The 21,863-nt window shown below is 68.7% G+C and carries 23 protein-coding genes; 10 read left to right on the top strand and 13 right to left on the bottom strand.

Features of this window, described 5'->3' with window-relative positions:
• The first annotated feature begins 12 nt into the window (after positions 1 to 12).
• From HA630_RS22150 to HA630_RS22125, 6 genes are all read left to right on the top strand, one after another.
• A complete protein-coding gene (locus HA630_RS22150) occupies positions 13 to 603 on the top strand; it encodes an NADPH-dependent FMN reductase (protein WP_208300218.1) in 591 nt (196 codons plus the stop codon).
• Positions 604 to 867, top strand: a complete 264-nt coding sequence (locus tag HA630_RS22145; RefSeq protein WP_166837770.1) for a YkgJ family cysteine cluster protein — start codon at positions 604 to 606, stop codon at positions 865 to 867.
• Between the two features lie 16 nt (positions 868 to 883).
• Complete coding sequence (locus HA630_RS22140; RefSeq protein WP_166837768.1) at positions 884 to 1,717, top strand: Rossmann-like domain-containing protein; 834 nt, start codon at positions 884 to 886, stop codon at positions 1,715 to 1,717.
• 66 nt (positions 1,718 to 1,783) lie between these two features.
• Positions 1,784 to 2,017 (top strand): DUF2789 domain-containing protein, encoded by a 234-nt coding sequence (locus HA630_RS22135; RefSeq protein WP_166837766.1) that lies wholly within the window; start codon positions 1,784 to 1,786, stop codon positions 2,015 to 2,017.
• A 238-nt stretch (positions 2,018 to 2,255) separates the two neighbouring features.
• A complete protein-coding gene (locus HA630_RS22130) occupies positions 2,256 to 2,555 on the top strand; it encodes a DUF485 domain-containing protein (protein ID WP_243855620.1) in 300 nt (99 codons plus the stop codon).
• The gene (locus HA630_RS22125; protein WP_166837762.1) at positions 2,552 to 4,231 is read left to right on the top strand and encodes a cation acetate symporter; all 1,680 of its coding nucleotides are present in this window, start codon (positions 2,552 to 2,554) and stop codon (positions 4,229 to 4,231) included. The genes HA630_RS22130 and HA630_RS22125 overlap by 4 nt, the downstream gene beginning before the upstream one ends.
• 86 nt (positions 4,232 to 4,317) lie before the next feature.
• Here HA630_RS22125 and HA630_RS22120 read toward each other — a convergent pair whose 3' ends face one another.
• From HA630_RS22120 to HA630_RS22110, 3 genes are read right to left on the bottom strand one after another with little or no spacing between them, the layout of a single operon-like run.
• On the bottom strand, positions 4,318 to 4,887 hold the full coding sequence (locus tag HA630_RS22120; protein ID WP_166837760.1) for a YceI family protein: 570 nt from the start codon (positions 4,885 to 4,887) through the stop codon (positions 4,318 to 4,320).
• Positions 4,888 to 4,930: 43 nt separating this feature from the next.
• A complete protein-coding gene (locus HA630_RS22115) occupies positions 4,931 to 5,500 on the bottom strand; it encodes a YceI family protein (RefSeq protein WP_166837758.1) in 570 nt (189 codons plus the stop codon).
• 44 nt (positions 5,501 to 5,544) lie between these two features.
• Entirely contained in the window at positions 5,545 to 6,108 is a 564-nt protein-coding gene (locus tag HA630_RS22110; RefSeq protein ID WP_166837756.1) for a cytochrome b, read from the bottom strand.
• Between the two features lie 135 nt (positions 6,109 to 6,243).
• Between HA630_RS22110 and HA630_RS22105 the strand changes: the two genes are divergently transcribed.
• Positions 6,244 to 6,924 carry a Crp/Fnr family transcriptional regulator gene (locus HA630_RS22105; RefSeq protein ID WP_166837754.1) on the top strand — a complete coding sequence of 227 codons (681 nt, stop codon included), beginning with the start codon at positions 6,244 to 6,246 and terminating at the stop codon, positions 6,922 to 6,924.
• Between the two features lie 115 nt (positions 6,925 to 7,039).
• Positions 7,040 to 7,231, top strand: a complete 192-nt coding sequence (locus tag HA630_RS22100; RefSeq protein WP_166837752.1) for a DUF2892 domain-containing protein — start codon at positions 7,040 to 7,042, stop codon at positions 7,229 to 7,231.
• 12 nt (positions 7,232 to 7,243) lie between these two features.
• Here the strand turns inward: HA630_RS22100 and HA630_RS22095 are convergent, their stop codons facing one another.
• Positions 7,244 to 8,134 (bottom strand): lysophospholipid acyltransferase family protein, encoded by an 891-nt coding sequence (locus tag HA630_RS22095; protein ID WP_166837750.1) that lies wholly within the window; start codon positions 8,132 to 8,134, stop codon positions 7,244 to 7,246.
• An 88-nt stretch (positions 8,135 to 8,222) separates the two neighbouring features.
• On the opposite strand from HA630_RS22095, the gene HA630_RS22090 reads away from it, so the two are divergent.
• On the top strand, positions 8,223 to 9,362 hold the full coding sequence (locus tag HA630_RS22090; protein WP_166837748.1) for an alkene reductase: 1,140 nt from the start codon (positions 8,223 to 8,225) through the stop codon (positions 9,360 to 9,362).
• Here the strand turns inward: HA630_RS22090 and HA630_RS22085 are convergent.
• The 9 genes from HA630_RS22085 to HA630_RS22045 form a co-directional block, all read right to left on the bottom strand.
• Positions 9,344 to 10,747 carry a bifunctional diguanylate cyclase/phosphodiesterase gene (locus tag HA630_RS22085; RefSeq protein WP_166837746.1) on the bottom strand — a complete coding sequence of 468 codons (1,404 nt, stop codon included), beginning with the start codon at positions 10,745 to 10,747 and terminating at the stop codon, positions 9,344 to 9,346. The genes HA630_RS22090 and HA630_RS22085 overlap by 19 nt on opposite strands.
• A gap of 7 nt (positions 10,748 to 10,754) precedes the next feature.
• Positions 10,755 to 12,233: an aldehyde dehydrogenase gene (locus HA630_RS22080; protein ID WP_166837744.1), complete on the bottom strand. Its 1,479-nt coding sequence runs from the start codon at positions 12,231 to 12,233 to the stop codon at positions 10,755 to 10,757.
• Positions 12,234 to 12,335: 102 nt separating this feature from the next.
• Positions 12,336 to 13,193, bottom strand: coding sequence for an ABC transporter permease (locus tag HA630_RS22075; protein ID WP_166837742.1), 858 nt, complete (start codon positions 13,191 to 13,193; stop codon positions 12,336 to 12,338).
• 13 nt (positions 13,194 to 13,206) lie between these two features.
• A complete protein-coding gene (locus HA630_RS22070; RefSeq protein WP_166837740.1) occupies positions 13,207 to 14,118 on the bottom strand; it encodes an ABC transporter permease in 912 nt (303 codons plus the stop codon).
• 18 nt (positions 14,119 to 14,136) lie between these two features.
• Positions 14,137 to 15,240, bottom strand: a complete 1,104-nt coding sequence (locus tag HA630_RS22065; protein WP_166837738.1) for an ABC transporter ATP-binding protein — start codon at positions 15,238 to 15,240, stop codon at positions 14,137 to 14,139.
• A gap of 95 nt (positions 15,241 to 15,335) precedes the next feature.
• The gene (locus tag HA630_RS22060; protein ID WP_166837736.1) at positions 15,336 to 16,475 is read right to left on the bottom strand and encodes an extracellular solute-binding protein; all 1,140 of its coding nucleotides are present in this window, start codon (positions 16,473 to 16,475) and stop codon (positions 15,336 to 15,338) included.
• A gap of 93 nt (positions 16,476 to 16,568) precedes the next feature.
• Positions 16,569 to 17,978, bottom strand: a complete 1,410-nt coding sequence (locus HA630_RS22055; RefSeq protein WP_166837734.1) for an aspartate aminotransferase family protein — start codon at positions 17,976 to 17,978, stop codon at positions 16,569 to 16,571.
• A 32-nt stretch (positions 17,979 to 18,010) separates the two neighbouring features.
• Positions 18,011 to 19,375 (bottom strand): glutamine synthetase family protein, encoded by a 1,365-nt coding sequence (locus tag HA630_RS22050; RefSeq protein ID WP_166837732.1) that lies wholly within the window; start codon positions 19,373 to 19,375, stop codon positions 18,011 to 18,013.
• Positions 19,376 to 19,441: 66 nt separating this feature from the next.
• A complete protein-coding gene (locus HA630_RS22045; protein WP_166837730.1) occupies positions 19,442 to 20,245 on the bottom strand; it encodes a gamma-glutamyl-gamma-aminobutyrate hydrolase family protein in 804 nt (267 codons plus the stop codon).
• Between the two features lie 124 nt (positions 20,246 to 20,369).
• Between HA630_RS22045 and HA630_RS22040 the strand changes: the two genes are divergently transcribed.
• A complete protein-coding gene (locus HA630_RS22040; RefSeq protein ID WP_166837728.1) occupies positions 20,370 to 21,839 on the top strand; it encodes a PLP-dependent aminotransferase family protein in 1,470 nt (489 codons plus the stop codon).
• Positions 21,840 to 21,863 lie beyond the last annotated feature (24 nt).

The following is a 21,863-nucleotide window of genomic DNA, read 5'->3' as shown; positions in this document are numbered from 1 at the left end:
ACAATCGCCGTCATGCAACACCCCCTGCCCCTCCTGACCTTCGCCGGCAGCACCCGCGCCGGCTCCTGGAACCGCCGCCTCGCCGCCGTGGCCGCCGACCTGGCCACCGCCGAAGGCGCCCACGTCACCCAGCTGGACCTGGCCGACTTCGACGTGCCGCTCTACAACGCCGACCTGGAGGCGCGCGGCACCCCGCGCGACGTGGTGCGCCTGAAAGAGATCTTCCACGCCCACCCGGCCTGGATCGTCTGTTCGCCCGAGTACAACGGCAGCTACACCGCCCTGCTCAAGAACACGCTGGACTGGGTGTCCAGCCCCATCAAGGGCGACCCCGATTGGGCCAGTGGCACCAAACCCTTTGCCGGCAAGGTGGTGGGGCTGCTGTCGGCCTCGCCCGGCGCGCTGGGCGGGCTGCGCAGCCTGTCGCACCTGGCGCCCCTGCTGCGGCAACTGCAGTGCTGGGTGGCACCGCAGCAGTTCGCCCTGGCCAAGGCCGGTGAAGCCTTCGATGCCAACGACCAACTCGTCGGCGACGCCGCACGCCAGGCCGTGCAGGGCGTGGTGCAACAGGTAGTCGGGGCCGCGCGCCGGCTGCACGGCTGAATGGACTGCCGCCCCGGCTGCGCCGCCTGCTGCACCGCCCCTTCCATCAGCAGCCCCCTGCCCGGCCTGCCCCACGGCAAGCCGGCGGGTCAACCCTGCCCGCACCTGGACGCAGCGCTGCGCTGCCGCCTGTTCGGCCGCCCGGAGCGGCCGCGGGTCTGCGGCTCGCTGGCGCCATCGGCCGAGATGTGCGGCCCCGACCGCGCACACGCCCTGCACTTTCTGCAACGGCTGGAGGCGGCCACCGCGCCGCGGCGCCACTAGCCCCCGGAGACCCGCCATGGACTTCGCCGACGCCTACCTGGACCAGATCGAAGCCGTGGCCGAATGGATGCGCCTGCCGCGGGTGCGGGCCTTGCACCTGCCGCCGCAGCCCCGGCACAAGGACAACCTGGGCGAATTCTGTGCGCTGGAACTGGACGACGGCAGCATCGGCCTGTCCTATGTGTTGTTCGACAACACCCTGGCCCAGCTGCGCGCCCAGCACGCCGACGCGGCCCTGGCCGGCGCCGACGCCCTGACCCTGGCGCGCCAGTACACCGGGGCCAGCGGCGCCGCCCGCACCGTTGGCTTTGCCGCGGCCAACGCCTTGAGCCACAGCCTGTGGCGACGCGCCGGCTACGTGCCGCCGAGCAGCCGCGACGCCATCGGCGGCATCGACCCGCAGCCCGGCGAACACATCGGCATGATCGGGTTGTTCCCGCCACTGGTGCAGGCCGTGACGCGCCACGGCGCGCAGCTCACCGTGGTCGAACTCAACCCCGCGTTGGCGGGCGACCACGCCGGCCACCGGGTGACGCTGGACGCCACCGCGCTGCAGGCCTGCGACAAGGTGCTGTCCACCAGCACCCTGCTGCTCAACGACACGCTGGACCGCATGCTGGCCCTGTGCCGGCGGGCGCGGCGGTTCGCCCTGATCGGGCCCAGCGCCGGCTGCCTGCCCGACGCCCTGTTTGCCCGCGGCGTGACCCACGTCGGCAGCAGCGAGGTGGTGGACCGCCCGGCGTTTCTGGACGCGCTGCGCGCCGGTGAAAAGCGCGGCGCGGCCACCCGCAAATACGGTCTGGACCCGGCGAACTACCCGGGCTTCGCCGCCCTGCTGGCCCGGCTTTGACGCGGCGCGGCCCCCGCCGCACAATGGGCCCATCGCCCCCCCCGCCAGCCCACAGGAGCCCCGGCCATGGACACGCCCCACCACCGTTTCAGCGAACTGTTTGCCCAGCTTGGCCTGCCCAGCGACCCGGCCAGCGTGGCGCACTTCCTGGCGCAGCACCGCCCCCTGCCAGGCCACGTCGCCCTGGCCGACGCCCCGTTCTGGAGCCCGGCCCAGGCCGCCTTGCTGCGCGAGGAATGGGCCGAAGACGCCGACTGGGCCGAGGTGGTGGACCAATTGAACGCCGCCTTGCGCGCCTGAGGCCACCCCCCCGCCGACACCGGTCCCCCAGCACGGGGGTGGCCGGCTTCGCACCGCCGTGCACCATCCGGCCTGAAAAGCCGCCCACCCGTCGCCCCCCACCGCCAGCCGCACCGGGCGGGCGCTTTGTTGCGCGCGCATTCAGCCCCCCGTAAGTTTTCAGCAATACAGGTGCCTAGAATGGTTTTGGATTTTTAACGCAAAACTTTTCATTATGGAAAAATCTGTTTACCAACGAATGAGGACTAACCCGAAGTTCGCCGAACTGGTGCGCCGGCGCAGCCGCTTCGCCTGGACCCTGTCGGCCGTGGTGCTGGCGCTGTTCTACGGTTTCGTGCTGGTGGTGGCGTTCGCCCCCCAACTGCTGGGCCAGCCGCTGTCGGCGGGTTCGCCGTTCACCGTGGGCCTGGTGCTCGAACTGGGCATGTTCGTCCTGTTCTGGGTGCTGACCGCCGTGTACGTGCGCCGCGCCAACACCGAATTCGACGCGCTGACGCAAGACATCGTGCGCGAAGCCCACACCGGAGCCGCCCGATGAACCGCCCCCCCCTGCGCACCGCCGCCACCCTGCTCGCCGGCCTGGCCCTGAGCGGCCTGGCCTTCGCCGGCCCCGGCATCGACGGCACCACCGAACAGCAGGCCACCAACTGGCACGCCATCGGCATGTTCTGCGCCTTCGTGGCCATGACCATGGGCATCACCTACTGGGCGGCCAGCCGCACCAAGTCGGCGTCCGACTTCTACACCGCCGGCGGCGGCATCACCGGCTTCCAGAACGGCCTGGCCATTGCCGGCGACTACATGTCGGCCGCCACCCTGCTGGGCCTGACCGCCATGGTCTTCACCACCGGCTACGACGGCTACATCTACATGATGGCCTTCTTCGCCGGCTGGCCCATCATCCTGTTCCTGATGGCCGAACGCCTGCGCAACCTGGGGCGCTTCACCTTCTCCGACATCACCGCCTACCGGCTCGACCAGGGCAAGGTGCGCACCATGGCCGCGATCTCGTCGCTGACCGTGGTCTGCTTCTACCTGATCGCGCAGATGGTGGGCGCGGGCCAGCTGATCAAGCTGCTGTTCGGGCTGGACTACAACGTCGCCATCTTCGCGGTGGGCCTGCTGATGATGGTCTATGTGACCTTCGGCGGCATGGTGGCCACCACCTGGGTGCAGATCATCAAGGCCTGCATGCTGCTGACCGGCGGCACGCTGGTGATGCTGCTGGCCATGAGCCAGTTCGACTTCTCCTTCGCCAACCTGATGGAGCGGGCCATGGCCGTGCACAAGCTGGGCGACAAGCTGATGCACCCGGGCAGCTTCCTGGCCGATCCGGTCACCGCCATCTCGCTCGGCCTGGGCCTGATGTTCGGCACCGCCGGCCTGCCGCACATCCTGATGCGCTTCTTCACCGTGACCGACGCCAAAGAGGCGCGCAAATCGGTGCTGTACGCCTCGGGCTTTGTGGCCTACTTCTTCAACGTCATCCTGCTGATGGGCCTGACTGCCATCATCATCGTCGGCCAGAACCCCGAGTTCTTTGAGGGCGGCGAACTGGGCGGCAAGCTGGTGGGCGGCGGCAACATGGTGGCAATGCACCTGTCCAAGGCCGTGGGCGGCAACATGCTGCTGGGCTTCCTGGCGGCGGTGGCGTTTGCCACCATCCTGGCGGTGGTGTCGGGCCTGGCGCTGGCCGGCGCCTCGGCCATTTCGCACGACCTGTACGCGCGCGTCATCAAGAAGGGCACCGCGTCCGAAACCGACGAGATCCGCGTCTCCAAGTACGCCACCATCGTGCTGGGCTTCATCGCCATCGGCCTGGGCATTCTGTTCGAGAAGCAGAACGTGGCCTTCATGGTCGGCCTGGCCTTCGGCATCGCGGCCGCGGCCAACTTCCCGGTACTGATCCTGTCGATGTACTGGAAGGGCCTGACCACCCGCGGCGCCCTGGCCTCGGGCTACAGCGGCCTGGTGTCGGCGGTGCTGTTCGTGCTGCTGTCCAAGTCGGTGTGGGTGGACGTGCTGGGCAACACCGCCCCGCTGTTCCCCTACACGCAGCCGGCGCTGTTCGCCATGCCCATCGCCTTCCTGATGGCGTTCGTGGTGTCGGGCCTGGACCGCAGCGCCCAGGCGAAGCGCGAAATCGCCGCCTTCGACGACCAGTACGTGCGCGCCCAGACGGGTTTTGGTGCCGCCGCCGCGTCCAACCACTGAGCCCCGCGCCCGACCCCACCCCGGTCGGAACCGGACACAAAAAACCGCCGTGCGACCCACGGCGGTTTTTTCTTGGGGCAAGCGGTTTACTGCTTGACCGCCTCGACCTGGATCACCAGGCGCACCTCTTTCGGGAAGCCATAGGCGATGCCGTAGTTCATGCCATAGGCGGTGCGGTCCACGGTGGCGGTGAAATCGCCGCCGCAGACTTCGCGCTTGAGCATCGGGTTGTCGTAGCAGTTGAACTGGCTGGCCTGGAGCGTCAGCGGGCGGGTCTGGCCCATGAAGGTGAACTGGCCCATCACCTCGGCCACCTTGTCGCCGTTGAAGACGAATTTGTCGGACACGAAGCGCGCCTTGGGGTGCTTGGCGGTGTCGAACAGGTCGGCGCTGTTGAGGTGCTTGTCGAACGCGGCGGTGCCGGTGTTGATGGACGCCACGTCGATGGTGATGTCGACCTTGCCGGTCTTGGCGGCGCGGTCGAACTGCACCGTGCCTTCCTTCTTGTCGAAGCGGCCGCGGTTGGTGGAGGTGCCGAAGTGGGGAATCTCAAACGTCACAAATGTGTGGGTCGGGTCGATCGCGTAGTCGGCGGCCTGGGCGGCACCGGCCGACAGCAGGGTGGCGGCAGCAAGCAGGGACAGGGTCTGGCGCATGAAAGGGCTCCTGGGTGTGAAAAAGGGGTTGTGAAACGGGCGATCAGAGCTGGCCCACGCCGGTGAGCGCGAGCTTGAATTTGACCTGCACCTCGTCGGCCACCATGGACGTGTCGGACCATTCGGCCTCGCCGATCCTGAAGGCCAGGCGCTTGAGCGGGAAGGCACCGGTGGCGGTGGTGACCGCGCCGTTCTGGGTCAGGGTCACCGGCACCATGACCGGGCTGCTCACGCCCTTGATGCGCAGCTGACCCGCGACCTCGAACTGGTGGGCCGACAGCTTTTTCACGGCGCTGGACTGGAAGGTGGCCTGGGGGAACTGAGCGGTGTGGAACCAGACCGGCTTGGGCAGTTCGGCGTCGGTTTCGCGCGCGCCCAGGGTAGCGCTGGTCACGTCCACGGTGAAGGCGATGCGGCTGGCCGCGGGCTGGGCCGGGTTGAAGGCGATCTGCGCGTCAAAACGGCGGAAGTGGCCCTGCACCGGCACCCCCATCTGCTTGCTGACGAAGGCAATTTCGCTTTGCGCGGGCAGCAGCAGCAGCTGCGCCCAGGCGGGCGCGGCCACCCCGGCGGCGGCCAGGGCCACGGCGGGCCAGAACAAATGAGGTTTCATGGTCAAACGGGTATCGAAAAGAAAGGGACGCGGCACGGGCGGCATCAGGCGCGGCCCAGGCCCATGCGGGCGAGCAGGCCGTCGCGGTCCACCCAGGCGTGCTTGAGCGCCCCGGCCACGTGCAGCACCACCAGCCCCGCCAAGGCGTAGGCGGCCCAGCCGTGCCAGGGTTTGAGGGCCTCGGCCAAAGCGGGTTCCGCCGCCACCAGGTCGGGCAGGGGCCACACCCCGAACAGCACCACCGGGAAACCGGCGGCCGAGCTGTAGGCCCAGCCCAACAGGGGCACCGCAAAAAACGCCAGGTACAACCCCAAGTGGGTGCCGTGGTGGGCCAGGCGTTGCCAGGCCGGCATGGCCTGGGCAATGGCCGCGGGCAGGGCCGGTGGCGGTTGCCACCAGCGCCACCCCAGGCGCAGGAAGGACAGCGCCAGCACCACCACCCCGGCCCATTTGTGCCAGTTGTACAGCTTCAGGCGTTGCGGCGAAAACGGCAGGTCCACCATGTACAGCCCCACCGCGAACAGGCCCACCAGGGCCAGCCCCAGCAACCAGTGCAGGGCCATGGCCACCGGGTGGTAGCGGGACAGCGGGGGAGCGGGCAAAGTCATGCAGGCAGTGTACGGAGCGGTCTGGCGCCACGGGGACAGCCGGGCTTGAAGAAACCATTCAATTTTTTCGAACGCAAACCGCCTCTATCGACAAGCGCCACCGGCCAGCGGCGCGACCCTGCCTACAATGGCCCCATGCACCCGCCCGAACTGGACCGCCTGCTCGACCACTACCCGGCCCTGGACGGGCAGCGCACGGCCCTGGCGGCGCTGGCCTGCCACCGGGTGGGCGGCGACACCCTGCTGTTCCGCGAACTCGACCCCTGCCAGGGCTTTCCGCTGCTGCTGGCCGGCGAGGTGCGCGTCTGCCGCGCCAGCGCCAACGGCCGCGAACTGGAGCTGTACCGGGTGCAGCCGGGCGAGATGTGCCTGGTGTCGTCGGCCAGTCTGTTTGCCGGGCAACCGCTGTCGGCACGCGGCCTGACCACCGGCCCGACCGAGCTGGTGCTGCTGCCGCCGCCGCTGTTCCGCCAGGCCCTGGGCCACGAGGGCTTCCGCGATTTCGTGCTCGGGCTGTTCGCCGCGCGCATGGCCGACCTGACCGCGCTGATCGAATCGGTCGCCTTCCAGCGGCTGGACAGCCGGCTGGCCGGCACCCTGCTGGGGCACGGCCCGCAGCTGCGCACCACCCACCAGGCGCTGGCGGACGAGCTGGGCACGGTGCGCGAGATCGTCACCCGCCTGTTGCGCCGTTTCGAGCGCGAGGGGCTGGTCACCCTGTCGCGCGAGTGCATCACCATTTGCAACGGGGCCGGGTTGCGCGCCCTGGCCAGCGGCCCGGCCGGCGACGCCACCCCGGCACGGCCGGCTGTGTGACCCCGGTCACAGAAGGCCGCGGCCGAAACGGGTTCAATGCGCCTGAGGTGACCGTGGCGCCCAGTGGGGCGCGCGGTCGTGTCCCCCGCACGGCGCACCGCGCCAGGAGTTCCCCATGATCAAAAACGTCGGCGGCATTGACCGCATCCTCCGCATCGTCGTCGGCCTGGTGCTGATTGCTCTGGCAGCCACCGGCACCGTGGGCCTGTGGGGCTACATCGGCGTGGTGCCGCTGCTGACCGGCCTGGTCGGCTGGTGCCCGCCCTACGCGCTCTTTGGCTGGAACACCTGCAAAACCAAGTCCTGAGGCCGGGCGGCCTCAGTCCCGGTAGAGCGCGGGCTCGCCGGGCGGCCGGGTCTTGAAGCGCCGGTGCAGCCAGTGGTACTGGCCGGGCATGGTGCGGATGTAGGCCTCCAGCTCGGCGTTCATGCGCTGCGCGTCGGCCGCGTCGTCGTCGCTGGGGTAGTGGGCCCACGGCGGCATCAGCTCGACCCGGTAGCCGCCGGACACCAGGCGGCACACCCACGGCACCACCGGCACGCCGGCGGCCTTTGCCAGGCGGGGCAGCGAGGTGACGGTGGCGGTGGGGACGCCAAAAAACGGCACGAACACCGAGTCGCGCGCGCCCAGGTCCATGTCGGGCAGCAGGCACAGGGCGGCGCCTTCGCGCAGGCCACGCAGCAGCGGGCGGGTGCCTTCGTGGCGCGACACCAGGCGCGGTGCGCGGAAACGCTGGCGGCCTTCGCGCACCCAGCGGTCGATGGCCGGGTTGTCCTGGGGCGCGTAAAACGTCCACCACGGTTTGTCCACCGACAGGGTCAGGCGCGCCCAGCCGGCGTCCATGCCGTAAAAGTGCGGCACGAAATGCAGCACCGCGCCGGGTTGCGACAGCACCTCCAGCGCCCCGGTCAGGGCCACGCGGCGCTCGACCAGCTCGGCCGGACCGTGCCACAGCCACACCCGGTCCACAAACGACTGGCCAAAGTGCTTGAAGGTCTCCCAGGTCCAGCGCCGCCGGGTGGCCGCGCTCTCGCCCGGGAAGCACAGGTCCAGGTTCTGCTGCACGATGCGCCGGCGCCGCGCCGCGCCCAGGTAGAGGGCCGCGCCCACCACCCAGCCCGCCGCGCGGAACAGCGGCAAGGGCAGGCGCGCCAACCGGCGCAGCCAGGGGCGGTCGGCGGGGGGGGTGGCGGGCGAGGGGGGGGGCATGGTCGGCGGCGGCAGATGCCGGATTATGCAAGAGGGCTTCGCCGAGGCGACAGACGCGGCCCGGTCGGGCGGCCTATCATCATCCGCCATGAGCACCCTTTTCGACCCCGTTCACGTGGGCGCCTGGTCGCTGCCCAACCGCAGCGTCATGGCCCCCCTCACCCGCAACCGCGCGCCGGGCCAGGTGCCCACGCCGCTGATGGCCACCTACTACGCCCAACGCGCCCACCCGCAGCACGGCGCCGGCCTGATCGTCACCGAGGCCACGCCGATCTGCCCCGAGGGCCATGGCTACGCCGACACCCCCGGCCTGCACACCGACGAACAGGTGCGCGCCTGGAAAACCGTGACCGACGCGGTGCACGCCGTGGGCGGGCACATCGTGGTGCAGCTGTGGCACGTGGGCCGGGTGTCGCACACCAGCCTGCAGCCGGACGGGCAGGCGCCGGTGGCGCCGTCGGCGGTGCGGGCCAACGCCAAAACCTACATCTTCACCGAGCAGAACGGCCAGACCGTGGGCACCTTCGTGGCAACCTCCGAGCCGCGCGCCCTGCGCCTCGACGAGCTGCCCGGCATCGTGCAGGCCTACCGCGACGCCGCGCGCCGTGCCATCGAGGCGGGCTTTGACGGCATCGAGGTCCACGGCGCCAACGGCTACCTGCTGGACCAGTTCCTGCGCCGCGGCAGCAACCACCGCACCGACGCCTACGGCGGCCCCATCGAGCACCGCGCCCGGCTGCTGCTGGAGGTGATGCGGGCGGTGTGCGACGAAATCGGCGCCGACCGGGTGGGCCTGCGCCTGTCGCCGGTGACCGCCGCCAACGACGCGCAAGACGACGACCCGCAACCGCTGTTTGAACACGTGGTGCGGCAGCTGGCGCCGCTGGGGCTGGCCTACCTGCACCTGATCGAAGGGCAGACCGGCGGCGCGCGCGACTTCCAACAAGGCCCCGCACCGTTCGACTACGCCGCGCTGCGCCAGGCCTACCGCGACGCCGGCGGCCGCGCCGCCTGGATGGTGAACAACGGCTACGACGCCGCGCTGGCCCAGCAGGCGCTGGACGGCGGCGCCGACCTGGTGGCCTTCGGCAAGGGCTTCATCGCCAACCCGGACCTGACGCGCCGGCTGCGCCAGGGCGGCCCGTTCAACGAGCCCGACCGCGCCACCTTCTACGGCGGCGGCACGCAGAGCGAGAAGGGCTACACCGACTACCCGGCGCTGGCCTGAACCGACCCAGCGTCGGCCCCGGCGCCAGCCGAGGCCGGCGGCTGGCGGCGCACAAAGGCCTCGAACGCCTCGGGCGCCAGGGGCGGCGAGAACCAATAGCCCTGGAACAGGTGGCAACCGTGGTCGCGCAGGTAGCGCCACTGGGCCTCGGTCTCCACCCCTTCGGCGATCACGCGCAGGCCCAGGCTGCGGCCCAGCGTGAGCATGGACTCGACGATGGTGGCGTCGCTGCCGTCCTCCAGCAGGTCCTGCACAAAGCTCTTGTCGATCTTCAGTTCGTGCAGCGGCAGGCGCTTGAGGTAGCTGAGCGAGGAAAACCCGGTGCCGAAGTCGTCCAGCGACAGCGTGACGCCGTGCGCCTTGAGCGCCCCCAGTTGGGCCGCGATGCTCTGCAGGTCCTGCACCAGCACGCTCTCGGTCAGTTCCAGTCGCAGCCGTTCGGGCGCCACACCATGGGTCTGCAGGGCGTGCACCACCCGGGACACGAAGTCGGCCTGGTGCAGTTGCGCCGCGCTGACGTTGACCGACAGCACCAGCGGCGCCAGCGCCGGATCGCTCGCCCAGCGCGCCAGCTGGCGGCAGGCCTCGGTCAGGACCCAGTCGCCCAAGGGCAGAATCAGCCCGGTGCGCTCGGCCAGAGGGATGAACTCGCCCGGCATGACCAGCCCGCGCGTGGGGTGGCGCCAGCGCACCAGCGCCTCGGCCCCGACCGTGCCCTGCGCCGCGTCCACCTGCGGCTGGTAATGCAGCACCATCTGGCCGCGGGCCAGCGCCTTGCGCAGTTCGATCTGCCGGGCCGTCAGCGGCGAAGCGTCGGTCTGCAGGATGTAGAGCATGACGAACAGGGTGGACACCGCCAGCACGGCGTTGATCCAGCTGCCCCACACGCGCAGCGCGTCGGGCAGCCGGTGGCCGCCCACCCAACCGGCCTGGGTGGCCGAAAACACCAGGAACAGCGCGAGGCACAGCAGCGGCGCGCCGCGCGCCAGCCAGGGCGGGTCGTGGCGGAAGGCCACCAGCGCGAACACGGCCAGCGGCAACAGGTACAGGTGCACCGAACGCGGCGCGGCCGGCGTGGGCACGTCCAGCAGCAGCGACTGCAGCGTCAGCACCGCCAACAGCACCGGCAAAATCAGCAAAGAGGCCGCGCGCAGGTGTCCGCGCAGCGCCAGGGTCACCACCGCCACGCCGGCGCTGCCGATCAGCACGTCCGACGCCACCAGCGGCCACACCCCCTGCCAGGCAAAGTAGCTGCCCCACCAGAGCGCCGCCGCCCCCATGACCGAGCCACCGGCCACCAACATGCGGCGCACGCGACGGCGGTGCAGCGCCTCCTCGGCCGACAGGTCCCAATCGGCGGCGGCGCTGGGGCGGGGCAAATTCATATTTTCATCATATCGGACTGTCGATGCGGATCCAAGTGGTTTTGGTTTCGGTGTACTTGTCGAAAGCGTGCAGCGACTTGTCGCGCCCCACCCCGCTCTGCTTGAAACCGCCGAAAGGCACGGTGATGTCGTCCTCGTCGTACTGGTTCACGTGCACCGTGCCGGCACGCAGGGCACGCGCCACGCCGTGGGCCTTGTTCAGGTCGCGCGTCCACACCGCGGCCTGCAGGCCGTAGACGCTCTGGTTGGCCTGGCGCACCACGTCGGCCACGTCGGTGAAGCTCAACACGCTCAACACCGGGCCAAAGATTTCCTCGCGCGCAATGGTCATGGTGTTGTGCACGCCGTCAAAGATGGTGGGCTGCACGTAGCAGCCGCCCGCCACGGGCTCCACCGCTTCACCCCCGGCCAGCAGCTTGGCGCCTTCGGCCTTGCCGGATTCGATGTAGCGCAGCACGGTGTTCATCTGCGTGGTGTCCACCAGCGCACCCATCACCGTGTTCTTGTCCAGCGGGTTGGCCGGCTGGTAGGCGGGCACCTTGGCCAGGGCTTTTTCCAGGAAAGCGTCCTTGATGGACGCCTCGACGAACAGGCGCGACGGCGCGTTGCAGCTTTCGCCCTGGTTGAAGAAAATGCTGCCGATGGCGGCGTCCACCGCGCGGTCCAGGTCGGGGCAGTCGGCGAACACGATGTTGGGCGACTTGCCGCCCAGTTCGGTCCAGGCGCGCTTGAGGTTGCTCTGCCCGGCCATGACGTGGATCTGTTTGCCCACGCGGGTGCTGCCGGTGAAGGCGATGCAGTCCACGTCCATGTGCAGCGCCAGCGGGCTGCCGGCCTCCGGCCCAAAGCCCGGCACCACGTTGAACACCCCGGACGGGATGCCGGCTTCCAGCGCCAGTTCGGCCAAGCGCAACGCGGTGAGGGGGCTTTTTTCAGACGGCTTGAGCACCACCGAATTGCCCGCCGCCAGCGCCGGCGCGATCTTCCACGCCGCCATGATCATCGGGTAGTTCCACGGCACGATCACGCCCACCACGCCCACTGGCTCGCGGGTGATGAGGGCCAGCGCCGTGTCGGCCGTGGGCGCGATTTCGTCGTACACCTTGTCCACCGCCTCGCCGTACCAGCGGATGCAGTTGGCCGCGCTGTGCACGTCTACGCCCTTGGCGTACTTGACCGGCTTGCCCATGTCCAGGGTTTCGGTCAGCGCCAGCTCGTCGCCGTGCGCCTGGATCAGCTCCGCGAACTTGATGAGGATGCGCTTGCGCGCGGCGGGCGGTTTACCGGCCCAGCGGCGGTCCTCGAAGGCGGCACGGGCGGCCTGCACCGCGGCGTCCACGTCGGCCTCGGCGCCGCGCGCCACCTGGGTCAGCACGCGGCCATCGACCGGGGAGATGCAGTCAAACGTCTGGCCGCTGCGGGCCGCGACGCGCTGGCCGTTGATGACGGCGCGGCCGTCGAAGGTGAGGGGGGTGTGGGTGGTCATGGGCAAACTCCGGGCAAAACAGCCATTGGACCCATGGTACCGCCGAAACACGGGGGTGCAGCCAGCCACTTTGGGAACCGGGCGTGGAGCCGGCGGGGCGCCTCAGCCCCCCAGCGACTTCAACTCCTGCCGCGCCGCCGCGGCCATTTCCCGCTCGCGCTGGCGGGTGCTGCGCGCCACCCACACCGCGTAGCCGACGATGACCACGGTGACGGTGACGATGAGCAGGGTGGCCGCCGCGTAGATGGTGGGATTGATGCCGCGCCGCGCGTAGCCGAAGATGACCTGCGGCAGGGTGTTGACGCCCGGGCCGGAGAGGAATTCGGAGATCACCACGTCGTCGAACGACAGGGTGAAGGACAGCAGAAACGCCGCCAGGATGGCCTGGAAGATGTTGGGCAGCGTGACCAGGAAGAACACCTGGTGCGGCCGCGCGCCCAGGTCCATGGCGGCTTCCTCGATGGAACGGTCCATCTCCATCAGCCGGCTTTGCACCACCACCATGGCGTAGGCCATGCCCAGCAGCGTGTGGCCCAGGATGATGGTGAGCATGCCGCGCTGCGGCCAACCGAACAGGTTTTGCGCCCCCACCATCAGCAGCAGCAACGACAGGCCAATGATCACCTCGGGCATGACCAGCGGCGCGTTCACCATGCCGGAAAACACGGTGCGCCCGATGAAGCGCCGGTAACGCACCAGCACAAACGCGGCAAAGGTGCCCAGCACCGCCGACAGCACCCCGGTCACCGCCGCCACCTGGATGGACAGCCAGAAGCCTTCGACGATCTTGGTGTCGCGCATCAGCGCCTCGTACCAGCGCAGCGAGAAGCCGGTGAAGTTCGCGTCCTGCCGCGTGCTGTTGAACGAGAACAGGATCATGAAGCACAGCGGCAGGTACAGGAACAGGAACACCAGCCCCATCCACAGCTTGCCGAAATGCTTTTCCAGCAGGGTTTTCATCGCATCGGTTCCTTCAGGCGCGGCCTTCGGCCTGTTTGCCACTGTAGTGGTAGTAGAACGACAGCGGCACCACGATCAGCGCGATCATCACCACCGCCAGCGCGGTGGCGCGCGGCCAGTTGTTGCTGGTGAACATTTCGTCCCACACCACGCGGCCGATCATCAGGTTCTCGGGCCCGCCCAGCAGCGACGGGATGACGAATTCGCCCAGCGACGGGATGAACACCAGCATGAAGCCGGCGATGATGCCGGCCTTGGACAGCGGCACCGTGATGAGCCAGAACGCCTGGAACGGCGAGGCGCCCAGGTCGTAAGCGGCTTCCAGCAGGCGGAAGTCCATTTTCACCAGGTTGGCGTACAGCGGCAGCACCATGAAGGGCAGGTAGACATAGGTCATGCCCACCAGCATGGACACGTTGGTGTAGAGCATCTGCACCGGCTCGTCCACCACGCCCAGCGCCATCAGCAGCTGGTTGAGCACGCCCTGGTCGGCCAGGATGCCCTTCCACGCGTACACCCGCAACAGGAAGGAGGTCCAGAACGGCAGCATCACCATCAACAGCAGCGCCGGACGCACGCTGGCCGGCGAGCGGGCGATGAAATAGGCGAACGGGTAGCCCAGCCCCAGGCACAGCAGCGCGGTGCACAGCGCGTACCAGATGGAGCGCAGGTAGGCGTCCACGTACAGCGTCTGGAACAGCACGCCGCCCTCGCTGCGGAAAATGGTCCAGTAGTTCTCGTACTTCAGCTTGAGGATGCCGGTGTCCGGGTCCCACAGCGGCTTGAAGGGGTGTATGTCGTTGCCCATGTCCACGAAGCTGATGTACAGCAGGATCAGGAAGGGCAGGAAGAAAAAGACGAACAGCCAGGCGTAGGGCACCCCGATGACGAAGCGCTTGCCGGGCATGGAAAAGGGAGCGGCCATGGTGCGGGTCCCCCGGGTTCAGTCGCGCAGGACGATGCCGGCCTTGTCGTGCCACCAGAAGAAGACGTTGTCCTCCCAGGTGATGTCCGACAGGTCGTGGCGCGAGGTGTTGGCCTCGGTGATCTTCACCTTGGTGCCGTCGCTGGCGACCACGATGTAGGTGTTGTAGGAGCCGAAGTAGGCGATTTCCTTGACGCGACCCGCGAACAGGTTGTGGGTCACACCGGCCGGACGCTCTTTGGCGATTTCGATTTTCTCGGGCCGCACGGCCAGCGCCACGGGCATGTTCAACGCGCCGCTGACGCCATGGCCCACGTGCATTTCGCCCAGCGCGGTGGTGACGGCGCAGTGGTCGGGCTCGTCGGTGCTGAGCTGGCCCTGGAACAGGTTGACGTTGCCGATGAAGTCGGCCACGAAACGGTTGGCCGGGTGTTCGTACACCTCCTCCGGGCTGCCCACCTGCAGCACACGGCCCTTGCTCATGACGGCGATGCGGCTGGCCATGGTCATGGCCTCTTCCTGGTCGTGGGTCACCATCACCACCGTCACGCCCACTTTTTCGATGATGTTGACCAGCTCGAACTGGGTCTGCTCGCGCAGTTTTTTGTCCAGCGCGCCCAGCGGTTCGTCCAGCAGCAGCAGCTTGGGCCGCTTGGCCAGGCTGCGCGCCAGCGCCACCCGCTGTTGCTGCCCACCCGAAAGCTGGTGCGGCTTGCGCCTGGCGTAGGGGCCCAGTTGCACCAGGTCCAGCATCTCGCCCACGCGTTGCTGCACCTCGGCCTTGGGGCAACCTTCGCGCTTGAGGCCGAAGGCGATGTTCTCCCAGATGTCCAGGTGCGGGAACAGCGCGTAGGACTGGAACATCATGTTGATGGGGCGCTCGTAGGGCGGCAGCGTGGCCACGTCCTGACAGCCGAGCAGGATGCGCCCGGAGGTGGGCTTCTCGAACCCCGCCAGCATGCGCAGCAAGGTGGACTTGCCACAGCCCGAACTGCCCAGCAGGGCAAAAATCTCGCCACGCCCGATGGACAGCGACACCTCGTCCACGGCCAGCGCCTCGTCAAAGCGTTTGACCAGCTTTTCCGTGACCAGGTAGCCCTCTTTCGCGCCCGCATCCGCCATCGTCGGTCCTTGTGATTGTGTTCAGGTCAAAAAACAGGGGCTGTTCATACGCTTGGTACAAACAGCCCCTGGGGTTGGATCAAGCCGGCTGGGACTTACTTGCCTTGCTTGAACGCGTTGTAGGCGGTGGCCAGGGCCTCGCGGGCTTCGTTGGTGAAGCTGCTGGGCGGGATCATCTTGCCCATGTACTCGCTCTCGACAAAGATGGTCTTGTTGCCGGCGATGTCGGGGTTGACCTTGTCCATGCCGGCCTTGTTGCCGGTGGGGTAGCTCATCTCGTTGGCCATGGCCGCCGCGTTTTCGGCGCGCAGGTAGAAGTCGATGAAGGCGTGGGCGTTGTTCGGGTGCTTGGCGTCCTTGGCGATGCCGATGGCGTCGATGAAGATCAGCGCGCCGGTGCTGGGCAGCAAGGCCTCGATCACGTCCTTGGAGCCGTTTTCCTTGGCGCGCTCGGCCGCGATGTTGATGTCACCCGACCAGCCGATAGCGACGCAGGCCTTGCCGCCGGCGATGTCGTCGATCATGGTGGAGCTGAACAGACGGATGTCCTTGCGCACCTTGGCCAGCATCTCGTTGGCGGCGGCGTAGTCGGCCGGGTCGTTGGAGTAAGCGTCCTTGCCGATGTAGTGCAGCGCCACCGGCAGGATTTCGGTGGGCGAGTCCAGGTAGGCGATGCCGCAGGACTTGAGCTTGCTGGTGTACTCGGGCTTGAACACCAGGTCCCAGGCGTTGTCGGGCATGGGCATGCCGCCCAACGCCTTGTCCACCTTGGTCTTGTTGATGCCCACGGTGGTGAAGCCCCAGGCCCACGGCACCAGGTGGGCGTTGCCCGGGTCGGCGGTGACCATGGTCTTCATGAACTCGGGGTCCAGGTTGGCCAGGTTGGGGATCTTGGCCTTGTCCAGCGCTTGCAGCAGGCCGCCTTCGATCTGCGGCTTGGCGAACACGGTGCCGGGCACCACGATGTCGTAACCCGAGTTGCCGGCCACCAGCTTGGCGTGCAGGGCCTCGTTGGTCTCAAAGGTGTCGTAGTTGACCTTGATGCCGGTTTCCTGCTCGAAGGCGGCGATCATGCCTTCGGGGATGTAGTCGGGCCAGTTGTAGATGTTGAGGACTTTTTCCTCGGCGGGTGCGGCCGGCGCGGCTTCGGGGGCCGCGGCGACAGGCTCATCTTTCTTGCCGCAGGCGGCGAGGAACACGGCCGACAAGGCCAGGGCCAACAGTTTTTTGTTCATGAAGGGCGCTCCAAAAAGGTTCATGCTTCCAGCGAAGAAGCGGACATTGCCACTTAGCAATATCCGCACCCAAGGCCATTCTAGTCAGGAAAATCACAGGATTCCGCGGGCCTGCAACTCGGCCAGCGTCAAATCCAGGGCCAACCGGATCAGTCCCATCATCTCGTCCACCTGGGCCCGGGTCATGCACAGCGGTGGTGCCACGATCATGCGGTCGCCCACGGCACGCATCACCAGCCCGTTGTTGAAGCAGTGGGCGCGGCAGACCATGCCCACCGCCAGGTCTTCGGGGAAATGGCGGCGGCTGGCCTTGTCCTGCACCAGCACCAGGCCGGCCACCAGGCCGCAGGTTTCGGCGTCGCCCACCAGCGGATGGGCTTTCAGTTCGGCGAAACGCTGGGCCAGGTAGGGGCCGATGTCGTGGCGCACGTGGCCGGGCAGGTCCTCGCGCTGCATCAGGTCCAGGTTGGCCAGCGCCACCGCACAGGCCACCGGGTGGCCGCTGTAGGTGTAGCCGTGGTTGAACTCGCCGCCCTGCTCGATCAGCACCTGGGCCACGCGGTCGCCCACCAGCACACCGCCCAGCGGGATGTAGCCGCTGGTGACGGCCTTGGCAAAGGTCACCAGGTCGGGCCGGATGCCGAATTTTTCGTAGGCGAACCAGTGGCCCAGGCGACCGAAGGCGCAAATCACCTCGTCGGCAATCAGCAGGATGCCGTACTTATCGACGATGCGCTGGATCTCGGGCCAGTAGGTGTCGGGCGGGATGATGACGCCGCCGGCGCCCTGCACCGGCTCGGCGATGAAGGCGGCCACCTTGTCCGGCCCGATTTCCAGGATTTTTTCTTCCAGCCAGCGGGCGGCGCGCAGGCCGAATTCGGCCGGGCTTTCACCCGGTTCGGCCAGTTCGTACCAGTAGGGCTGCTGGATGTGGGTGATGTTGGGGATGGGCAGGTCGCCCTGGGCGTGCATGCCGCTCATGCCGCCGAGCGAGGCGCCGGCCATGGTGCTGCCGTGGTAGGCGTTGAGCCGGCTGATGATGACCTTGCGCTGCGGCTGGCCCAGCAGGTCCCAGTAGCGGCGCACCATGCGCACGTTGGTGTCGTTGCTTTCGCTGCCGCTGGAACTGAAGAACACGTGCTGGAAGCGGCGGCCGTCCACCGCCGGGGCCAGTTCGGCCAGCCGGGCGGCCAGGCGCACCGCCGGTTCGTTGGTGGTGTTGAAGAAGCTGTTGTAGAACGGCAGCTTGAGCATCTGCGCGTGGGCGGCGTCGGCCAGCTCGCGCCGGCCGTAACCGGCGTTGACGCACCACAGGCCGCTCATGGCGTCGAGGATTTGCTTGCCCTCGCTGTCCCAGACGTAAATGCCGTCGGCGTGGGTGATGACGCGCGCGCCTTTGGCCGCCAGCCCTTTGTGGTCGGTGAAGGGGTGCAGGAAGTGGGCGCTGTCCAGCGCCTGCAGTTCGGCGGTGTTCAGGGTCTGGGGGGCGGTGGCGGCGTTCATGGGCGGGGTTCCTCGGGCAAAACGGCGGGACGTCAGACGTGCAGCAGCAGGTGCTCGCGTTCCCAGGGCGAGATCACTTTCATGAACTCCTCGAACTCGAGTTCCTTGATCTCGGTGTAAATGGTGACGAAACCCTCGCCCAGCACCTCGTGCAGGTCGGTTTCGCGGCGCAGCCAGTCCAGCGCCTCGCCCAGGCTGCGCGGCAGGCTGTAGGGCGCCAGGTAGGCGTCGCCCTTCATCTCGGCCTTGGGCTGGATCTTGTTCTTCATGCCCAGGTAGCCGCAGGCCAGCGTCATGGCCATGGCGACGTAGGGATTGGCGTCGGCGCCGATGACGCGGTTTTCCACCCGGCGCGCGGCCGGACTGGCGATGGGCGAGCGGATGCCCACCGTGCGGTTGTCGTGCCCCCACTCGATGTTGATGGGCGCGGCGGTGTGGCGGCTCAGGCGGCGGTAGCTGTTGACGTAGGGCGCCACCAGCGCCATGGCCGCCGGCACGTAGCGCTGCAGGCCGCCGATGTAGTGGTGGAAAGCGTCGGAGGCGCTGCCATCGGGGTTGCTGAAGATGTTGCGGCCGGTGGCCTGGTCCACGATGCTCTGGTGGATGTGCATGGCGCTGCCCGGCTCGCCCGCGATGGGCTTGGCCATGAAGGTGGCGTACATGTCGTGGCGCAGCGCAGCCTCGCGCACGGTGCGTTTGAAGAAGAACACCTCGTCGGCCAGGCCCAGCGGGTGGGCGTGGAAGAAGTTGATCTCCATCTGTCCGGCGCCGACCTCGTGGATCAGGGTGTCCACGTTCAGGCCCATCTTGTCGCAGTAATCGTAGATTTCCTCGAACAGCGGGTCGAACTCGTTGACCGCGTCGATGCTGTAGGCCTGGCGCGAGGTTTCGGCACGGCCGCTGCGGCCGATGGGCGGCTTGAGCGGGGTGTTGCTGTCGGTGTTGCGCGCGGTGAGGTAAAACTCCAGTTCGGGCGCCACCACCGGGTCCCAGCCCTCGGCGGCGTAGAGGTCGCAAATGCGGCGCAGCACGCTGCGCGGCGCAAACGGCACCAGCTTGCCTTCGTGGTCAAAGCAGTCGTGGATGACCTGGGCGGTGGGGTCGGTGGCCCAGGGCACGATGCGCACCGTGGTCGGGTCCGGGCGCAGCTGCATGTCGCGGTCGGTCGGGTCGATCACGTCGTAGTAGGGGCCGCTGGCCGGGAATTCGCCGGTCACGCCCATGGCCACGATGGCCTGCGGCAAGCGCATGCCGCGGTCTTCGGTGAATTTCTCGCGCGGCAAAATTTTGCCGCGGGCCACGCCGGTGAGGTCGGGCACGAGGCATTCGACCTCGGTGACGCGCCGCTGGTTGAGCCAGTGTTCCAGTTCGTTGAAGGTGTGGGGGGTGGTGCTCATGTGTCGCCTTGTGGGGAATCCCTGACAGGTAGATGGGGTCTATCCTGCCACCATGGAGTCGGGGCTTCAAGGCTTGTCGGGAGCGGTGGCGAAACCGCGGGCATCGCGCAGGCGGGTGTGGTGACGCTGGCGCACGGCGTCGCCAAAGGCCTGGAAGATGGCTTGGTAGAACGGCGTGTCCGTGCAGCGCCACTCGGGGTGCCACTGCACGGCGCAGGCGAAGGTGCGGGCCCCTTCGACCTCGAAGGCCTCGACCAGCCCGTCGGGCGCGTGGGCCAGGGCGCGCAGGCCCGGCGCCAGGCGCGCCACGCCCTGCCCGTGCAGCGAGTTGACCGTGGCGCGCAGGCCCCCGGCCCAGCGTTCCATGGCGCTGCCGGGCACGATGTCGATCGGGTGGCTGGGCGCGTACTGCTGGTCGGGCGTGCCGGGGGGCTCGCGGTGGTCCATCAGGCCGGGCACGGCGTGCACCGCCTGGTGCAGGCTGCCGCCCAGGGCGACGTTGATTTCCTGGAAGCCCCGGCAGATGCCCAGCAGCGGCACGCCTTGCGCCACGCAGGCGCGCACCAGCGCGAGGGTGAGCGAATCGCGCTCCGGGTCCAGCGGCAGGGTGGGGTTGTGCACCGCTTCGTCGAAGTGCGAGGGGTGGACGTTGGACGGCGAGCCGGTGAGCATGACGCCATCGACCAGCGCCAGCAGCTGCGGCACCTGGGCCGCGTCGGCCAGCGGGAACATGAGCGGCTGGGCCTGGGCACCGACCTTGACCGCCCGGGCGTACTTGTCGCCCAGCAGCAGGTAGGGCATCTGGTGACCGTGGTCACCGAGCAGGCGGTGGTCGGCGGGCAGCCAGACCATGCACGGGGGGGAAGGCATTGCAAACTCCATCGGTGGGAACCATTCTGCGGGGCAAATTGGTTCAAAATGGGGGCCATTTGGGGCCGGCGGACGGAACCACTTCGTGCCCACCGCCGCCGCCACCGCACGCAGGAACCGCGCCATGCTGTCCGAACACCTGTTGGCCGAAATGGGCCGACTCACCGCCCAGGGCGACCTGCCGCTGCACCGCCAGCTGTACGAGGCGCTGCGCCGCGCCCTGCTCGACGGCAAGCTGGGCGCCGGCGACCGGCTGCCGTCCAGCCGCGACCTGGCGCAGGACCTGGGCCTGTCGCGCAACACGGTGGTGGCGGCACTGGGGCAGCTGACGGTGGAAGGCTACCTGGTGAGCCACGTGGGCAGCGGCACCTTCGTGCACGAACAGGCCCCGGCCCGGGCCCCGCGCGCGCGGCCCACGGCGGCGGTCCCGCCGGCCCGCCTGTCGGCACGGGGCGAGGCGCTGGCGCACCGGCACCGGGCCTGCGACCTGGAGATCCAGCCCTTCACGCCCGGCGCGGCCGATTTCGGGGCCTTCCCCCTCGCCCTGTGGCAGCGGCTGCAGAACAAGCACTGGCGCAGCGCCCAGCCCGACATGCTGGACTACAACGACTCCGGCGGCTACGGCCCGCTGCGCCGCGCGGTGGCCGACTACCTGCGCGTGTTCCGCAGCGTGCGGCTGGACGCCGACCAGGTGCTGATCACCAGCGGCACGCAGCAGTCGCTGGAGCTGTGTGCCCACCTGCTGGCGGACCACGGCGACACCGTCTGGCTGGAGGACCCGGCCTACTGGGGGGCGGTCAAGGCCTTCACCGCCACTGGGCTGGCCATCCACCCGGTGCCGGTGGACGACGAGGGCATCGCCCCCCGCCCGGCCGACGAAGCCCGGCCACCGCGGCTGATGTACGTGACGCCGTCGCACCAGTACCCGACCGGGGCGGTGATGTCGCTGGCGCGGCGCCAGCAGCTGCTGGCCTGTGCCGCGCGCTGCAATGCCTGGGTGCTGGAAGACGACTACGACAGCGAATTCCGCTTCAGCGGGCCACCGATCTCGTCGCTGGAGGGGCTGGACACCGAGGGCCGGGTGCTCTACATGGGCACCTTTTCCAAAATGCTCTACCCCGGCCTGAAGCTGGGTTACCTGGTGGTGCCCAAGGCGCTGGTGGCGGCCTTCAAGGGGGCGCACTACGACCTGAACCGCCCGGGCCAGATGCCGCTGCAGGCGGCGCTGGCCGAGTTCATCGAGATGGGGCACTTTGCCAGCACCCTGCGCCGCGCCCGACAGACCTACGCCGAACGGCGCCAGCGCCTGGTGGACGCACTGACGCCGGTGCTGGCCAGCGGGCGCGGGCGCATCCACGGCGCGGCACAGGGCCTGCACCTGTGCCTGCGCCTGCCCGCCACGGTGGACGACCGGGCCCTGGCCCAACAGGCGGCCCAGGCCGGCATGACGGTGCGGCCACTGTCGGCCTACTGCCTGCAACGGCAGGACCTGCGTGGGCTGGCGATCGGCTACGGCTACGCCACGCCGGCGCTGATCGACCGACTGGCCCCGCAACTGGCCGAGGTAGTGGTGCGGGCCGTACCGGGGGCCTGAAGCCGGGGTGGGTTGAATGGACCC

It is taken from the genome of Aquabacterium sp. A08, assembly GCF_011742065.1.
Note: the sequence above shows the minus strand (reverse complement) of the source record. Positions and strands in the feature narration are given on the sequence as shown.

What these genes read in the sequence shown, in the direction of transcription:
- HA630_RS22075 (WP_166837742.1), bottom strand. Translation starts at nt 13,193, where the DNA reads ATGAAAACCCTGCTGGAAAAGCATTTCGGCAAGCTGTGGATGGGGCTG.
- HA630_RS22070 (WP_166837740.1), bottom strand. Translation starts at nt 14,118, where the DNA reads ATGGCCGCTCCCTTTTCCATGCCCGGCAAGCGCTTCGTCATCGGGGTG.
- HA630_RS22060 (WP_166837736.1), bottom strand. Translation starts at nt 16,475, where the DNA reads ATGAACAAAAAACTGTTGGCCCTGGCCTTGTCGGCCGTGTTCCTCGCC.
- HA630_RS22095 (WP_166837750.1), bottom strand. Translation starts at nt 8,134, where the DNA reads ATGCCCCCCCCCTCGCCCGCCACCCCCCCCGCCGACCGCCCCTGGCTG.
- HA630_RS22130 (WP_243855620.1), top strand. Translation starts at nt 2,256, where the DNA reads ATGAGGACTAACCCGAAGTTCGCCGAACTGGTGCGCCGGCGCAGCCGC.
- HA630_RS22120 (WP_166837760.1), bottom strand. Translation starts at nt 4,887, where the DNA reads ATGCGCCAGACCCTGTCCCTGCTTGCTGCCGCCACCCTGCTGTCGGCC.
- HA630_RS22085 (WP_166837746.1), bottom strand. Translation starts at nt 10,747, where the DNA reads ATGAATTTGCCCCGCCCCAGCGCCGCCGCCGATTGGGACCTGTCGGCC.
- HA630_RS22045 (WP_166837730.1), bottom strand. Translation starts at nt 20,245, where the DNA reads ATGCCTTCCCCCCCGTGCATGGTCTGGCTGCCCGCCGACCACCGCCTG.
- HA630_RS22115 (WP_166837758.1), bottom strand. Translation starts at nt 5,500, where the DNA reads ATGAAACCTCATTTGTTCTGGCCCGCCGTGGCCCTGGCCGCCGCCGGG.
- HA630_RS22135 (WP_166837766.1), top strand. Translation starts at nt 1,784, where the DNA reads ATGGACACGCCCCACCACCGTTTCAGCGAACTGTTTGCCCAGCTTGGC.
- HA630_RS22125 (WP_166837762.1), top strand. Translation starts at nt 2,552, where the DNA reads ATGAACCGCCCCCCCCTGCGCACCGCCGCCACCCTGCTCGCCGGCCTG.
- HA630_RS22100 (WP_166837752.1), top strand. Translation starts at nt 7,040, where the DNA reads ATGATCAAAAACGTCGGCGGCATTGACCGCATCCTCCGCATCGTCGTC.
- HA630_RS22110 (WP_166837756.1), bottom strand. Translation starts at nt 6,108, where the DNA reads ATGACTTTGCCCGCTCCCCCGCTGTCCCGCTACCACCCGGTGGCCATG.
- HA630_RS22140 (WP_166837768.1), top strand. Translation starts at nt 884, where the DNA reads ATGGACTTCGCCGACGCCTACCTGGACCAGATCGAAGCCGTGGCCGAA.
- HA630_RS22080 (WP_166837744.1), bottom strand. Translation starts at nt 12,233, where the DNA reads ATGACCACCCACACCCCCCTCACCTTCGACGGCCGCGCCGTCATCAAC.
- HA630_RS22150 (WP_208300218.1), top strand. Translation starts at nt 13, where the DNA reads ATGCAACACCCCCTGCCCCTCCTGACCTTCGCCGGCAGCACCCGCGCC.
- HA630_RS22040 (WP_166837728.1), top strand. Translation starts at nt 20,370, where the DNA reads ATGCTGTCCGAACACCTGTTGGCCGAAATGGGCCGACTCACCGCCCAG.
- HA630_RS22090 (WP_166837748.1), top strand. Translation starts at nt 8,223, where the DNA reads ATGAGCACCCTTTTCGACCCCGTTCACGTGGGCGCCTGGTCGCTGCCC.
- HA630_RS22065 (WP_166837738.1), bottom strand. Translation starts at nt 15,240, where the DNA reads ATGGCGGATGCGGGCGCGAAAGAGGGCTACCTGGTCACGGAAAAGCTG.
- HA630_RS22105 (WP_166837754.1), top strand. Translation starts at nt 6,244, where the DNA reads ATGCACCCGCCCGAACTGGACCGCCTGCTCGACCACTACCCGGCCCTG.
- HA630_RS22055 (WP_166837734.1), bottom strand. Translation starts at nt 17,978, where the DNA reads ATGAACGCCGCCACCGCCCCCCAGACCCTGAACACCGCCGAACTGCAG.
- HA630_RS22145 (WP_166837770.1), top strand. Translation starts at nt 604, where the DNA reads ATGGACTGCCGCCCCGGCTGCGCCGCCTGCTGCACCGCCCCTTCCATC.
- HA630_RS22050 (WP_166837732.1), bottom strand. Translation starts at nt 19,375, where the DNA reads ATGAGCACCACCCCCCACACCTTCAACGAACTGGAACACTGGCTCAAC.